The 14548-nt window shown below is 63.4% G+C and carries 13 protein-coding genes; 4 read left to right on the top strand and 9 right to left on the bottom strand.

From position 1 onward, the window contains the following. Window positions 1–35: 35 nt before the first annotated feature. Window positions 36–839 carry a hypothetical protein gene (locus NKJ81_RS14235; protein WP_352540783.1) on the top strand — a complete coding sequence of 268 codons (804 nt, stop codon included), beginning with the start codon at window positions 36–38 and terminating at the stop codon, window positions 837–839. Here the strand turns inward: NKJ81_RS14235 and NKJ81_RS14230 are convergent. After that, window positions 836–2167, bottom strand: coding sequence for a dihydroorotase (locus NKJ81_RS14230; RefSeq protein WP_352540781.1), 1332 nt, complete (start codon window positions 2165–2167; stop codon window positions 836–838). The two genes, NKJ81_RS14235 and NKJ81_RS14230, sit on opposite strands and share 4 nt — an antisense overlap. 83 nt (window positions 2168–2250) lie before the next feature. Between NKJ81_RS14230 and ygfZ the strand changes: the two genes are divergently transcribed. From ygfZ to NKJ81_RS14215, 3 genes are all read left to right on the top strand, one after another. Then, a complete protein-coding gene (gene ygfZ, locus NKJ81_RS14225) occupies window positions 2251–3111 on the top strand; it encodes a CAF17-like 4Fe-4S cluster assembly/insertion protein YgfZ (RefSeq protein WP_352471059.1) in 861 nt (286 codons plus the stop codon). Then, the gene (locus NKJ81_RS14220) at window positions 3111–3743 is read left to right on the top strand and encodes a YfbR-like 5'-deoxynucleotidase (RefSeq protein ID WP_023719870.1); all 633 of its coding nucleotides are present in this window, start codon (window positions 3111–3113) and stop codon (window positions 3741–3743) included. The genes ygfZ and NKJ81_RS14220 overlap by 1 nt, the downstream gene beginning before the upstream one ends. A 64-nt stretch (window positions 3744–3807) precedes the next feature. Further along, a complete protein-coding gene (locus NKJ81_RS14215; RefSeq protein ID WP_352540780.1) occupies window positions 3808–5946 on the top strand; it encodes a putative bifunctional diguanylate cyclase/phosphodiesterase in 2139 nt (712 codons plus the stop codon). Between the two features lie 129 nt (window positions 5947–6075). Here the strand turns inward: NKJ81_RS14215 and NKJ81_RS14210 are convergent, their stop codons facing one another. The 8 genes from NKJ81_RS14210 to recO form a co-directional block, all read right to left on the bottom strand. Then, entirely contained in the window at window positions 6076–6351 is a 276-nt protein-coding gene (locus NKJ81_RS14210) for a DUF3303 domain-containing protein (RefSeq protein WP_352540779.1), read from the bottom strand. Window positions 6352–6370: 19 nt separating this feature from the next. Further along, window positions 6371–7834: a RimK family ATP-grasp domain-containing protein gene (locus NKJ81_RS14205; protein WP_352471056.1), complete on the bottom strand. Its 1464-nt coding sequence runs from the start codon at window positions 7832–7834 to the stop codon at window positions 6371–6373. Further along, on the bottom strand, window positions 7831–8937 hold the full coding sequence (locus NKJ81_RS14200; RefSeq protein WP_352540778.1) for a peptidase C39 family protein: 1107 nt from the start codon (window positions 8935–8937) through the stop codon (window positions 7831–7833). The genes NKJ81_RS14205 and NKJ81_RS14200 overlap by 4 nt, the downstream gene beginning before the upstream one ends. Before the next feature lie 209 nt (window positions 8938–9146). Further along, window positions 9147–9938, bottom strand: a complete 792-nt coding sequence (locus NKJ81_RS14195) for an anti-sigma factor family protein (protein ID WP_352540777.1) — start codon at window positions 9936–9938, stop codon at window positions 9147–9149. Beyond that, entirely contained in the window at window positions 9935–10453 is a 519-nt protein-coding gene (locus NKJ81_RS14190) for a sigma-70 family RNA polymerase sigma factor (RefSeq protein WP_023719875.1), read from the bottom strand. Before NKJ81_RS14190 ends, NKJ81_RS14195 begins: the two co-directional genes overlap by 4 nt. Window positions 10454–10607: 154 nt before the next feature. Beyond that, on the bottom strand, window positions 10608–13325 hold the full coding sequence (locus NKJ81_RS14185; protein ID WP_352540776.1) for a DUF2339 domain-containing protein: 2718 nt from the start codon (window positions 13323–13325) through the stop codon (window positions 10608–10610). An 84-nt stretch (window positions 13326–13409) separates the two neighbouring features. Next, complete coding sequence (locus NKJ81_RS14180; protein ID WP_352540775.1) at window positions 13410–13685, bottom strand: PaaI family thioesterase; 276 nt, start codon at window positions 13683–13685, stop codon at window positions 13410–13412. Further along, the gene (gene recO / locus NKJ81_RS14175) at window positions 13682–14470 is read right to left on the bottom strand and encodes a DNA repair protein RecO (protein ID WP_352540774.1); all 789 of its coding nucleotides are present in this window, start codon (window positions 14468–14470) and stop codon (window positions 13682–13684) included. Before recO ends, NKJ81_RS14180 begins: the two co-directional genes overlap by 4 nt. Between the last annotated feature and the right edge of the window lie 78 nt (window positions 14471–14548).

The following is a 14548-nucleotide window of genomic DNA, read 5'->3' as shown; positions in this document are numbered from 1 at the left end:
CACATGGATGGGCTGGAACCAGGGAGTAGCAGGCGGTGAATTTTTTGATATCAGGCAAGCCGCGCGGCCTGGTCCTCAGCATTTGGTTCACCGCTTCCTGCGCCATGATTCCTTCTGCACTGTTTCTGGCGAGCAGTCCCTCTCAAGCCCTCAGCGAGATCAAGCGCGAAGACCTTCCCTCACCGGTCACGCCGCCGCCCGACGCTGACATGTCGCCGCCCGGAAGTACCGTGCCGATGCCCGGCCCGCTCGGCACGACGCCACCACCGGCCAGCCAGCCGACGCCATCCGACGAGCCGGAACAAACCGAACCGAAAGGGCCGGCCAACGATGGCGGCATGGCCAATCCGCATGTCGATCCGGACGCGCCCGTGCCCGAAGTCGTCTACGACCTGGCCAAGTTGCCGGAACCGGTCAGGCGCATGCACGATCTGATAGTCGAGGCCTGCAAAAGCGGCGACATCGAAAAACTTCGACCGCTGATCGGCAAGGGCGACATGATGACCCAGTTGTCGCTGGGTGACATCGAGGGCGACCCGATCGCCTTCCTGAAGGGCCTTTCGGGCGATACGGAAGGCCAGGAGATTCTCGCCATCCTGGAAGAAGTGCTCAGTGCCGGTTTTGTCCATGTCGATGCCGGCACGCCGCAGGATCTCTATGTCTGGCCCTATTTCTTCGCCCTGCCGCTGGACAAGCTCGATGCCAGGCAGCGGGTCGAGCTGTTCAAGATCGTCACCGCCAGCGACTATGACGACATGAAGCAGTTTGGTGCCTACATTTTCTACCGCGTCGGCATCACGCCGACCGGACAATGGACGTTCTTCGTCGCCGGCGACTAGCGCGCCAGCGCCTCGGAAAATTCCACCGCCCTGCCCTGGCTTGGCGTGACGATCTCGCCTTCCCACATCACGCGCCGGCCGCGCACGATGGTGCCGACGGGCCAGCCGGTCACCTGCCTGCCGTCATAAGGCGTCCAGCCGGCCTTGGAGCCTTGCTGGGCGTTGGCGATGGTGTCGCGGCGCTTCAGATCGACGATGGTCAGATCGGCATCGTAGCCGGCGGCAATACGGCCTTTCCTGGCGATGCCGAATATGCGTTGCGGGCCGTGGCTGGTCAGGTCGACAAAGCGCTGCAACGTCAGCCGGCCGGCGTTGACATGATCCAACATGATCGGCACCAACGTCTGCACCCCGGTCATGCCGGACGGCGACGCCGGATAAGGCTTTGCCTTCTCGGCCAGCGTGTGCGGCGCATGGTCGGAGCCGAGCACATCAACGATGCCTTGCGCAACGCCGTACCAGACCCCGTCGCGATGGCGCGTGGCGCGCACCGGCGGGTTCATCTGAATCAGGGTGCCCAACTGCGCATAATCATCGGCGCTCAGCGTCAGATGATGCGGCGTCGCCTCGCAGGTCGCGACATCCTTGTGCTGCTCGAGGAAGCCTACCTCCTCGGCGGTCGAGATGTGCAGCACATGGATCCGGGCGCGGACCTGGCGCGCGATGCGCACAAGGCGCTCCGTGCAGCGCAACGCAGCGATCTCGTCGCGCCACACCGGATGTGAGGACGGATCGCCCGCGATGCGCTCGCCAAGCCGCTCGCGCAGCCGGAACTCGTCCTCGGAGTGAAAGGCGGCGCGGCGGCGTGTGTTCCTCAGGATCGAGGCAACGCCTTCGTCGTCCTCGACCAGCAGGTCGCCGGTGGACGAGCCCATGAAAACTTTTATGCCGGCCGCACCAGGCAGCCGCTCGAGATCGCCAGCGTCTTTTGCATTGTCGCGGGTCCCGCCAACCCAGAAGGCAAAGTCGCAATGCATGCGGCCGGTGGCACGCCGCACCTTGTCGGCAAGGGTTGCCTCACTGGTGGTCAGCGGATTGGTGTTCGGCATCTCGAAGACGGCGGTGACGCCGCCGAGCACCGCTGCCCGCGAGCCCGTCTCCAGATCTTCCTTGTGCTCCAGGCCCGGCTCGCGGAAATGCACCTGGCTGTCGACGACGCCCGGCAGGATGTGCAGCCCACGGCAGTCGATCGTCTCACCGGCCGACGCCTGGCGGAGGTCGCCGATGGCAGCGATGCGCCCACCATTGATGCCGACGTCGCGAAAACCCTGGCCGTCGTGATTGACCACGGTGCCGCCTGTCAGGATGAGATCGTAGATGGGGGCCATACGGATCCGGTCTCTTGCGGGGGAAGTGCCAGCGGCTTACGTAATGGCCGATAGTTTTGCAAGATCAGGCTCGTTTTCCCACCATGCCCTTTGCCCCGCTCAGAGATCGCGCACTCGTTTCCGTGTCCGGGCCGGATGCCGAGCACTTTTTACAGAACATCCTGACCACCGACCTCGACGTGCTCGGCAGCAGCGAAGCAAAGCCCGGCGCGCTGCTAACGCCGCAAGGCAAGATCCTTTTCGACTTCCTGATCTCGCGCGCCGGCGAAAATGCTTTCCGACTTGAATGCCGTACCGAGACCGCCGATGATTTCATGCGCCGGCTGACGCTCTATAAATTGCGCGCTAAAGTCGAAATTGCCAAGCTGGATCAGCCGGTTGTGGCCGTCGCATGGGGAAGCGATTCAACCACTTCGCAATTTGAATCAGCACCGTTTGCTGATGCGCGGTTTGTCGATACTGCCGTCAAGCGCTTCTACGATGACACCGCAGATGGCGGCGACCTTGCCGCATGGCAAGCCTTTCGCATCGCCCATGGCATTGCCGAAAGCGGTGCGGACTACCAGCTCGGCGACGCTTTTCCGCATGACGTGTTGCTCGACGAGATCGGCGGTGTCGGCTTCAAGAAAGGCTGCTACGTCGGCCAGGAGGTCGTCTCGCGCATGCAGCATCGAGGCACTGCCAGGCGTCGGGTGTTGATTGTCTCGGCCGAACGCACCCTGCCCACTTCGCGCGCAGAGTTGACCGTGGAGGGGCGACCGGTCGGCACGCTTGGCTCGACCGCGGCCAGGACAGGCCTTGCCATTGCCCGCATCGACCGGGTCAAGGCAGCGCTCGACGCCGGCCTGCCGATCCTGGCGGAGGATGTCGCCGTGTCGCTCGCTATCCCGTCCTGGGCGAAATTCAGCTTTCCGCGGGAAGCCATCGGCGCGGAGGATGCCTGATGGCTGCCGATCGCGCCGGGGCGCCGCCGCGCGCCTGGCAGCGCATGCTGTCCGGCCGACGGCTCGATCTGCTCGATCCCTCGCCGCTCGACATCGAGATCTCCGATATTGCCCATGGCCTTGCCCGCGTCGCACGCTGGAACGGCCAGACCAGAGGCGAGCACGCCTTTTCTGTCGCCCAGCATTCGCTGCTGGTCGAAACGCTTGTCGGCGAGCTGATGCCGGATGCCGACGCCGACGCGCGGTTGGCGGCGCTGCTGCACGACGCGCCGGAATATGTCATCGGCGACATGATCTCGCCGTTCAAATCCGTGATGGGCGGCAGCTACAGGGATTGCGAGATCAGGCTGCAGCGCGCCATCCATCTGCGCTTTTCACTGCCGGCCGAACTCGACGCGGGACTGCGCAAGGAGATCAAGCGAGCGGATCAGATCGCCGCTTATTTCGAAGCAACGCTGCTTGCGGGTTTTTCGACGGCAGAGGCGACGGAGTTCTTCGGCAGGCCGCGCGGCTTCAACGCCGAGCGCTTCGACGTCACGCCGCGCTCGGTGACTTGGGCGCAGAATGCCTTTCTCAAACGCTTTGCGGCGATCGAAAAGTCGCGACGCCAGACTGCCGTTCCAGCCGGCTGAAAACGGTAAATTAACCGGCAGGGACAACAGTGCCATGGTTAACCATGGTCCATAGGCTTGCCTCATGCCCGTTGCCGGTATCAAGGCTGGTTCGTCCGTCCGCCGACGGAGGGCCAAAGGCGTTGGTCAGCCGCAACCTATTGAAGACGAGCTGCGCGAACAGAACGAGCGTTTTTCGGCAGCGGTCGAGAACATGTCGCATGGCCTGTGCATGTTCGATGCCGATGAACGGATGATCATCTGCAACGGGAACTACATCAGCATCTTTCGCCTCGACGCCGAAGTGGTGCGCCCCGGCATCCGGTTTTTCGACATCCTCCAGCACAGCGTGGATATCGGCATCGCCTCGCAAAGCGCTGAGCAACTCTATGCCATCCGCAAGCCCTATATCGACCAGGCAAAGCCTTCCACCTATGAGGAAACGCTTGCAGACGGGCGTATCGTCAACATTTCGCACCGGCCGCTGGCGTCAGGCGGTTGGGTATCGATCTACGAGGACATCACCGAGCAACGGCGCGCCGAGCAGGAGTTGAAGGAGCAGCACCGCCGTTTCGACGCGGCACTTGCCAACATGTCGCAAGGCCTTTTGATGTACGATGCGGATGGCAAGCTGATCGTGCGCAACGAACGTTTCCTGGAACTTTATCATGTCAGGCCGGCCGACTTCCCGCTTGGCATGAGTCACCATGATGCGTTCAAGCGGCTGTTGGAACTGGGCATTTATACAAAGCTCGACCCCGACAGCGAAATCTCGCAAATCGAAGCCTGCCTGCGGGCGGGGAAAACACACGTAACGCATCGCCATCTCGCTGACGGCAGGACGCTGCTGGTTGCGCGGCGGCCGATGAGCGGCGGCGGCTGGGTCGCGACGTTCGACGACGTCACCGAGCGCAGGCGCGTGGAAGAGCGCATGACCCATCTTGCGCACCACGACACACTGACCAACCTGCCCAATCGCTCGATGCTTCGCGAACGGCTCGACCAAGCCCTGAGTGAGACGAGAGACGGATCGCTGGCGATATTCTCGCTCGACCTCGATCATTTCAAGGCGGTCAACGACAGCTGGGGCCACCCCGCCGGCGACTGGCTGCTGAAATGCGTGGCCGAACGGCTGCAACGGTGCCTGCGCAATGAAACGGACGTTGTCGCCCGCTTCGGCGGCGACGAATTCGTTATCATCCAGTTCAATCTCAAAAGCCCGGGCGACGCGGAAAAGCTGGCCAAACGCATCGTCGAGATCATCGGAAAGCCGTTTCGCGACAAAAGACACGACATGCGTGTCGGCATCAGTCTCGGCATCGCGCTGTTTCCGAATGACGGCAAGGACGCCGACACTTTGCTGAAAAATGCCGATATGGCGCTCTATCGGGCAAAGAGCGAAGGGCGCAACCTGTACCGCTTCTTCGAACCAGCCATGGACGCGATGGTGCGGGCACGCCGGGCGCTCGAAATCGATCTCAGGGCAGCGCTGTCGCGCCGGGAATTCGAGCTGGATTTCCAGCCGATCATGAACATCGCCTCCGGCGAAATCGTCGGTGCCGAAGCCTTGATGCGCTGGCGTTCGCCGGTGCGCGGCCTGGTACGGCCGGACGACTTCATTCCGGCCGCCGAGGAGACCGGGCTGATCGTGCCGCTTGGAGAATGGGCGCTGCGAAAAGCCTGCACGACCGCGGCAGGCTGGGCGGGTTGGCGCATCGCCGTCAATGTCTCCGCCGTGCAGATCAAAAGCGGTACCTTTGCCCGCAGCGTTATCTCGGCACTGGCGTTCTCGGGCGTGCCGGCCAACCGGCTTGAACTGGAAATCACCGAAACGGTGCTGATGGACGAGAGCGATCTGGTGCTCAAGACACTCAGGCAGCTACGCGATCTGGGCGTCCGCATCGCGCTGGACGATTTCGGCACCGGCTATTCGTCGCTGGGCTACCTCAGGCGCTTTCCCGTCGACAAGATCAAGATCGATCGCTCTTTCACCCGTGACATCGACAGTCGCGATACCGCGGCGATCGTGCGCACCATCATCGGGCTTGGCGCACAGCTGGGCATCACCGTCACCGCCGAAGGTGTCGAGACCGAAGCGCAGCTTGAATTCCTGCAAAAGGAGGGTTGTGTCGAGGCCCAGGGCTATTTGATCGGGGTGCCGTCAAAGGCGTCGGACATTAATCGGCTGCTGAAGTCGAGCGCGACGATCCGGCAGTCCGGCTAAGTGCGACAGTCGCGCGGAAGCGCGGGCAACCGGCTTAGATCTCCTTGGGATGACGCCCGATCCGCGTGTTAATTCCTTGATAGAAGAAGGCGGCATTCAGCTGTGGCGAACCAGGAGGTTCCCAACGGGTCAGAGATGTCCGCTCAATGCCTCCACCATATCCTTGTTCGTCGCCACGGGAACGATCTCGAATTCGACCAGATCCGCCCATTCGATGACCCACCGCTGCAGGAGTGTGACGTCATCGGCCTCCACCAGCAGGAAGCAGCGGCTCATATCCGCTGCGATCCAGCTGTGGTGCACGAGAAGCGCGTCCGGCTTCAGGCGGCCCTGGTCGCGGAAACGGCGGTAGATCTCCTTGCGGTCGCAGCCGCGAAAATCCTCGGTTACGAAGAACAGCATCATTTTCCCCTCAGTTCGGATATTATCGCCCCGGCCGGTCCAGCCGCTCCAGGAACCACTGCGTCAGCCGCACCCAGACCTCGTCTTTTTCGCCGGAGTCTTCCCAGCCGTGGTCGAGGTTGGGGTTGTCGTTGACCTCGATGACGAAGACGCCGTCCCTGGTTTCCTTGAGGTCGACGCCGTAGAGGCCGTCGCCAATGCAGCGCGCCGCGCTCACCGCCGTCTCTACGACATGGGCCGGTGCTTCCTTCAGGGTGAACGTCTTGATGCCGCCCTGGTCGGGCTTGCCGTTGGCCTTATGATTGACGATCTGCCAATGTTTCTTGGCCATCAGATAATGGACGGCGAACAAGGGCTGGCCGCCGAGGACACCGACGCGCCAGTCATATTCCGTCGGAATGAATTTTTGCGCGATCAGGAGGTCGGAATCCTCCAGCCATTCGGTTGCGAGCGTCTTCAACTCTTCAAAGGTGCCGCATTTCTTGACACCGCGCGAAAACGAGGAGTCCGGGATCTTCAGCACCAGCGGGAAGCCCAGCGTCTGTGCCGCAACTTCCAGGTCCGAAGTGCCAGCAATCATCACCGTCGGCGGCACCGGTACCTTGTTGTAGGTCATCAGCTCGTTGAGATAGACCTTGTTGGTGCAGCGGATCATCGACAGCGGATCGTCGATGACCGGCATGCCTTCCTGCTGGGCGCGGCGGGCAAAGCGGTAGGTGTGGTTGGAGATCGAAGTGGTCTCGCGGATGAACAGCGCGTCGTAGTTGGCGAGCTTGGCCAGATCCCGCTTGGTGATCGGCTCGATTTCGACGCCCATCTTTTCAGCGATCTTGGCCCAGTGGCGCAGCGACGAAATCTCCGACGGCGGCAGTTCCTCATGCGGATCGACCAGCGTTGCGAAAGTGTAGCGCGCCGGCGTGCGGCCCTTGGTGTCGCGCCACTCGCGGTTGGTGTAGGTCTCCAGGCACTGGAGAAAGTGCGTTTCCTCGTCCTCGGTCATCCTGGCCAGGGGATGGAAGCCAATCTTGCGGATCGAGGCCCATTCGGCGCTGTCCCTGATGTGAACCTCAAGCGCCGGGGCACGGAACCAGTCGAACAGAAGTTTTGCGAAGCGGTCCCAGATCCTGGATGGTCCGATGCCGAAGAAGATGCAAACCTTCTGCGGAAAAGCGCCGCCCAGGTCCTTGCGGCACTTGTTGAGTGCGAGTTCGAGTTCCGGCAACGCGTGCTCATAGAGCTTGCGTTCTGACAGGTCGATCATCGTTTCGACCGTCGGGATGACCTTATGGCCGCGCGAACCGGCAAGCAGCGACGCGTAATAGCCGCGGCTCTGGTAGCCGTAATTGTTCGACAGGTTGATGACCTTCGGCCGCTGACCGCGAAACAGTGCCGGATGGGCAAGGTAGTCGCGATTGGTGATGATCTTGTGCGGCGTCGCCACTTGGTCGAGATCGTTCTGTCGGCCGGTAAGGATGACCCAGGTCATTGGCTGTCGCGCTTTCCGAAAGTGATGGCGGCGCGCAATCCGTCGCGGCCGAATTGCGCCATGTTCATGAAGATGCCGTAAGGCACGGGAATGTTGGCAGCATCGAGGATCGTCTCCTGCCGCTCGTCCTCGACCCAAGGGTCGTGGATCAGGATATGATCGCCGTCGTCACCGATGGCCAATACCCAGTGCGGAACCTTCTTGCCGAACATCAGGAAGCCGCTGATCAGGACCAGTACCAGTTTTCCCTCTGCGATCGCGGTGCGAATGTCGTCAAGCCCGAATGAACGGTAATTCACCGGGATGCCGTAAAGTTCCGCGCGGCGGCGAAAGTCGACCTGCGCCAGCTCCATCACCCGGCGCTTGTCCTCGCTGCGCACCGACTGCAGGAACAGCGCGCCGTAGAAGGAGACATAGATCTCAGCAGCAAGCCCGCTCTCATAGCCGGCGACGGCCAGCCCGAACGGTTCGCAGCCGCCCGGCCCCGACATCATGAAAACGGTCGTCGCCTCACGCCACAGCCTGATTTCCATAACCGGATCCGGCACGAATCCGGGGTCGAAGTTAGCCATCGCCATCATCAGGCAGCATGGTCCGCAGGTGAATTCGCAAGTCTGCTGATAAAACGGCACTTCGGTGGCGACCGGAATGTCGCCGCGCAAGGTCTTTTCATAGCGCAGCGCAGTGGCGCCATCCTCATAGTAGTCCGGTTCACGACCGATCTTGCGGTAGCCGCTCTGCTCGTAGATCTGGATGGCGCGCGGGTTGTCCTCGCGGACTTCCAAACGAAGCATCATGCGGCCATGCTCGAAAGCGGCGGCTTCAGCCTGTTCCAGCAGCAGGCGGCCAACGCCACGGCCGCCGAAAAATGGACCGACGGCGATCGAATAAAGCCGCGCGACGCCGCTGCCCTTGCGAAACAGCACGACCGCATAGCCGGCGACGTGGCCATCGTTCTCCCCAACCAGCAGTTCGGCGGTGTCGCGTTCGATCAGTTGGCGAAAAGAGCGGCGAGAAATGCGGTCGCTCGAGAAAACAGCTTTTTCGATGGCGGCGAGGTCATCGACGTCGGACGCGCGGGCCTTGCGAATCTCGGCAGGCATGCGGGCTCAGAAAACCTCGATTGGGTTGTGGAAACTGCCCTAGTCTAAACATCGGTCACACCAGCCGAAGTGCCAGCATTCAGCAAGCGCTATCGCACCTCGATTAGGGCCGAATTGTGACAGTTTTCAAGGCAGGCAGGTCGCGCAAAGGCTTTGAAACGACCTTCGTGTTTCGGCATCGGCGCGGCTCCGGAAAAACGAGATCCTGCTCAGCTTTTCAAGCCCGCCAGAAGCTGGCCATAGGCGCTCTTGGCCACTGCGGCCAGCTGCTCGCGCGGCAGCGATCCGACGACGGCGCAGCCATAACCCTTGTCCAGCCAGTAGACGGCCTCAGGACCATCTTCTTCCCCATAAGTGCCCTTGGCCTTGGCTGCCGATTCGGCGATGACGAAGAGCGAAATGCGCTCGCCCTTGTCGTCCTCGTAAAGCAGCATCGCGGCCTTGCCCTGGCCGGCAGGCAGCAGCCGGCCACCGACCAGTTGGAAACCTTGCGCCGCCAGATCCGGTGCGACGAGCTTCAAACCCACCTGGTTCGACAACCAGCTCTGCAAATGATCCTTATCGCTTGCCGGCACTTCCACCGCATGCCGCTTTTCGGCGGCATAGATGACATGGGCGGCGATCGCCTCTTCTGCAAGCTGGTCTTCGGCCGTGTTTTCCAGGCCGAGGCGGCCGATGCCGGCAAGGTAGCCGCCAGCGCCGCCAATCACCAGGATGGCAGCAGCGGCGGCCGCAAGCCACCAACGCGAGCGCGATGGCGACATTCTGACCACCGGCGCCTCGCCAAGCACCACCTTGGTCAGCCGCACCGGGACGGGCTCGTCCAGCACGCCGTTAAAGGCTGCGCGCAACGCTGCCCGGTCGGCGGCGTAGCGTGCGCTCCTGGCCTTCATCTCGGCATTGGCCTCGAGCCATGCCTCATAGGCCGTCCGCTCATCGCCCGGCAACTCGCCATCGAGAGCCATGTGGATGTCGCGTTCGGAGAAATCGCGTCGGCTCATTTCTCGACGATCCTTATCGACCGGCGGCGCGCGGTATCATCAAGCAGCGCGCGCAGTTCCTCGCGCCCGCGCGCGATGCGCGACATCAAGGTGCCGGCGGGAACCCCAAGGATGTTGGCGGCTTCGGCGTAGGAAAACCCTTCGATGGCGACCATCACAAGTGCCGCGCGCCGGTCAGGGCTGATCGCCTGCAGCGCGTCGACGATCTCGCGCGAGGCGATGCTCTCGACCTGCTCGGCGGGTGCTGCCTGCGCCTCGCTCGCCTCGAGCGGCAGCATCGCTGCCTCGCCGCGCCGGTTCACCTTGCGCATCTGGTCGATGAACAAATGATGCATGATCGTAAACAGCCACCTCCTGGGGCTTTCTCCTGTCTGCCAATTGTCGAGCCGCACAAGTGCCCGCTCGAGACAATCCTGGACGAGATCGTCAGCGGAATCGCGGTCGCGCAACAGCGAGCGTGCATAGCGGCGCAGACGCGGTATTTCACCAAGGATTGCTGCCTTCTTTTCGTCCATGACCGCTGGTTCTGGGGGGCCCTGTCCGTGGTGATTGAACGCGCCTTTGCAGCGCGGCGCAAGCGGCCAGCGCGAAGCGGTCCGCCGCCCCGGTCACCCAAGCAACTGAATAACGCTGCCAGTGGCAGGTTTATTCCCGGCCAAATTGAAATCGTCAGCTATTGCTCGTCTCGAGCTTTGCTTTCGCGGCCCTTGTCAGCAGCCGCTGATAGAACAGGCCGATGCCGATGAGCACCGCGCCGAGGCCGATGAAGGACAGCGCCCGCAACACGCCTTCCAGTTCCGACATGTCGAAGATGAAGACTTTGAGCACGGCGATCGAGATCAGCGCCGCCGACGCTATGCGAAGTACCTGCGACTTCAGCCAGACACCGGCGGTGAGCAGCGCCACGCCGATGACCAGCCACAGTGCCGAATAGGTATAGGTCTCGAGCTGGCCGAGACCGCTCCACAGCCCGATGAACTCGCCCTTGAACAGGCGCCTGACCGACAGCGTGGCATAGGCGAAGCCGAGCACCGCCGCCACCATCGCCAGCATCGCTGCATACCATTTCGGTCGTTTGTCGCGGGCATAGAGCGCCAGTGCGCCGGCCGCAACCGCCGGCAAGAGGTAGGCGAGGAACAGAAGGTTGAACACCGGAATGCTGCCGGTCGATTCATCCGTCAGCAGCGGGTTCAGCGCCAGAAAATGCTGGAGGACGATGAACACGACCGAGACCACGCCCGCTGCAATCGAGCCGTAGCGCAGCACCGAACTTGGCGAGCGCATGTCGATGGCGACCAGGATGGCGCCGGCACCGATGGCGATCAGCGTGTAGATCGCCTGTTCGGCAAGCGTCGCAGCAGCCGTATCGATGACGCCGCCATGCATGGCATGGCGCACCAGCATGGCGACGGTGAGCAGGGCAAACAGCGCGGCGCCGGCCTCCATTGCGAGGCGCGGTCGGCCGTTGGTGGTTCGGGCAAGCTGCCAGGCGGCAAAACCGAAAGCGAGCGCCGGCACGCCATATCCAAGCAGCAGCCAGTTGAACACCGGCGTCTTCGACAGGAACTCGGCACCGACGATGGTCGGGTCGAAGGCAGCGCGACCAAGCACTGCAATCACCGCACCAACGGAAATCCAGCCAAGCACCGGATAGCTACGCCAGCGCGTCGCCAGCGCCGGCACGGCGGCGGCTGCTCCGAGCAGGATGGTTGTCCAGCCGGAACCAAAGGCCATGTGCAGCATCAGCAGGCCGGCAATCGCCGCCCCGCCGAGCGCAAAGGAGACAGCAGCGTCGCCGGTTAGCGGCGGCGCTTCGCCGCGCGCTATCCACTCGCCGCCGGCGACGAAGACTCCGACCAAAATGGCTGCTGCGGCCGCATAAGCGAGATCGCGGTCGAGCTTGCCGAAGGTGAACCAGAGCGCCAGCAGGATGACCAGTGGCGCGACAGCGCTCCAGGCCGCCCATGCGGCGGCGCGCAGCCAGCCAGAGGCCGCAAAACGGCGCGCCGCCCAAAAGCCGGCGCCGATGAAGACTAGTCCGAGAGCGATGCCGACCCTGAGCATCAAGGCATCGGACGCCACGACCGGCATGCCGTCGACGCCGAGAGCGCCACCCGAAAAATCTGAAGCGATCGTGGTCGGCGGAATGACGCCGAGATAGACCAGTACCGTCGCCAGCCCGGCGGCGTGCAGCAGTGCAAGCGCCCGCGGCCGGTAGAGAGCCACCGCCACCAGGGCTGCGATAAGGGCGGCCCCCGGCAATGCACCGCGGATGGCGAGGAAGGCCGGATCGACAAACAGGGCCAGCGCCGAAAGGCCGACGAAGAAGCCCGGCGCGATTGACGGCCAGTCGAAGCCGCTGCCGGCGCCCGCTTCGTCGCGGCGGCCAAGCCAGACGAAGGCGAGCACGGCCAGTGTCACCCCGTCGATAAAGAGGATGACGGCAAGGTTCGCCCCCGGCGCGTCGGTCATATAGAAGATGGTCCAGACGCCCGTGGCGACGAAGGCTGCGGCCATCAAAAGCCTCCAGTCGCGGATGCGAGCAATGACGCAGGTGGCGGCGAGCACGATCGCCAGATAGCCGAACAGCGCCCACGGATTGGGCGCCTGCGAGGCGACCAGCAGCGGCGTCACCATGGCACCGAGCAGGCCGACGCCGGCCAGCGCCTGACCGTGGACCAGGCTTGCCGCGATCGTCGCCACCCCGATGGCGCCGAGCAGCGTGAAAGCGAGCGTCGGGCCGATGAAGCCGTAAATGCTGTATGCGGCGTAGACGGTACCGAACAGGATGAAAGCGCCGGCCGCCGTCAGGATCGCCGGGATATAGGCACCGGCAGCACCTTGCACCGGCACCCTGAAGCCGGTGCGCCGGATGAACTCGCCGCCGGCGACCAGCACCAGCCCGAGTGCCGCCGCCATGACAAGCCGCACGCGTGGCCCGAAAATGCCGGCCTCGATGGTGTAGCGGATCAGAAACAAGCCACCCAGCGCCAGCGCGATGCCGCCGACCCAGACCGCCCAGCGGGTACCGAGCGCCGTTTCGACGTCGGACTGGCGAGCTGCCTTCGCCGCTGCCGCCGGTTGCGCCGACTCCGGCGCGGACGGCGCCGTTGTATCGGCATCGGCCTCTGTAGCTGACACGACCGCTGCGGGCCGTGGCGATACGGCCATGTCTGCTGCGGCCGCAAGCGGGATTGCGGCATCCGCCGGTTTGCTGTCGTTTGCAGCCGGTTCCTTGGCTTGCGGCGGCAGCGCAGGCGTGCCCGAAAGCACAAGGCTGCGCAAGGCGCCAAGCTCGCGCTCGATCAGGCCGATGCGGCTCTGCTGGCGTGAAATGATGACGAACAGCACGATGATGGCGACGAGGCCAATCAGGCTTTCAAACATGGCGGTTCCCCCAAACCAGGCCAGTTGTCACTGACATTCAATGTTCAGTGACATTCAAATGCGGCGGCCAAACGGCCGGTCCATTCAACGTGCCGCCGGATTGGCCGGAAAGATCGAGCATGTTTCGGTGCCGACAGCCAGCAGCTTGCCGTTGGCGTCCTTCAGCGCCGCTTCCGAAACCGTCAGCGTGCGGCCCTTGTGCACCACTTTGCCCTCGCACACCACCTCGCCCGTCCTTGGCGTGATCGGCCGCGTCAAATTCACTTTGAACTCGGCCGTCGCATGGGCCTCGCTCACCTGCGAAATGGTGCCAAGGCCGAGCGGCGAAACGTTTTCGGGATCAGGTTCAACTTCGCTCATCTGGTGGTTTCCCCGGTGGCGGTTTTCCCGGCGCTTGCCTTGCCGGATTCATGGCCGGGTGAATGATGCCTGCGCAAGGCGGCGAGAAACCCGGCGCGGGCGCCGGGAGGCTCGATGCCGCGCGGTTCGTAGACATGGCGGGTCAAAAAGAAGCCGGTCAGCCGGAAGGCGTCCTCGATCGCCGCCGGATCGGCGCGCAGCCCGGAGCCGCGCTGCAGGAAGGCAGGCAGCGCCAGCATCTTGTCGCGCCACGGCGCGCCCGCCGCCCGCGACACGGCGCGGCCGGATTTCGGCGAGACATAGGCAAGGTCCTGCCTGGTGCCGGTCGCCGCACACTGGCTGAGATCGAGGCCGAAACCGAGTTCGTCGAGTACCAGCAGCTCGAAGCGGGCCACCAGCTCGCCGGCGGCATCGGCATCGTCGAGATGAGCGATCATCACCGCAAGCGTCTCGTAAAGGCCGCCATGGGCGTCACGCTCAGGCAGAAGACGCAAATGCGCGGCCATCGTCTGCAGGCCGTAGACGGCAACGGCGCTGTCCATCAGCCGGGCGGCGTTCATCTCGATAGCCTCGACCTGGAAGGTGCCGAGATGCTCGTCGAGCCGCGCCCGCCACAACAGGTCGACGCGATTGCCGGGCTGCAAGACAGGCTGCTGTTTGCGCGAACGGCCGCCGCGCACGAGACCGAGATGGCGGCCATGCGCGCGCGTCATCACCTCGAGAATGGCGCTGGTTTCGCCATGCTTGCGGGTGCCGAGAATGATTCCCTCGTCGTGCCATTCCATGACGAGAGCTTGTCACCGGTTGGATGGCGAAATCAAGATGAGCGACTATCCGCCGCCAAACCAAAACGGCCCGTAGCG

Origin of the sequence: Mesorhizobium sp. M0018 (assembly GCF_040323955.1) — a bacterium.
Classification (GTDB): domain Bacteria; phylum Pseudomonadota; class Alphaproteobacteria; order Rhizobiales; family Rhizobiaceae; genus Mesorhizobium.
Note: the sequence above shows the minus strand (reverse complement) of the source record. Positions and strands in the feature narration are given on the sequence as shown.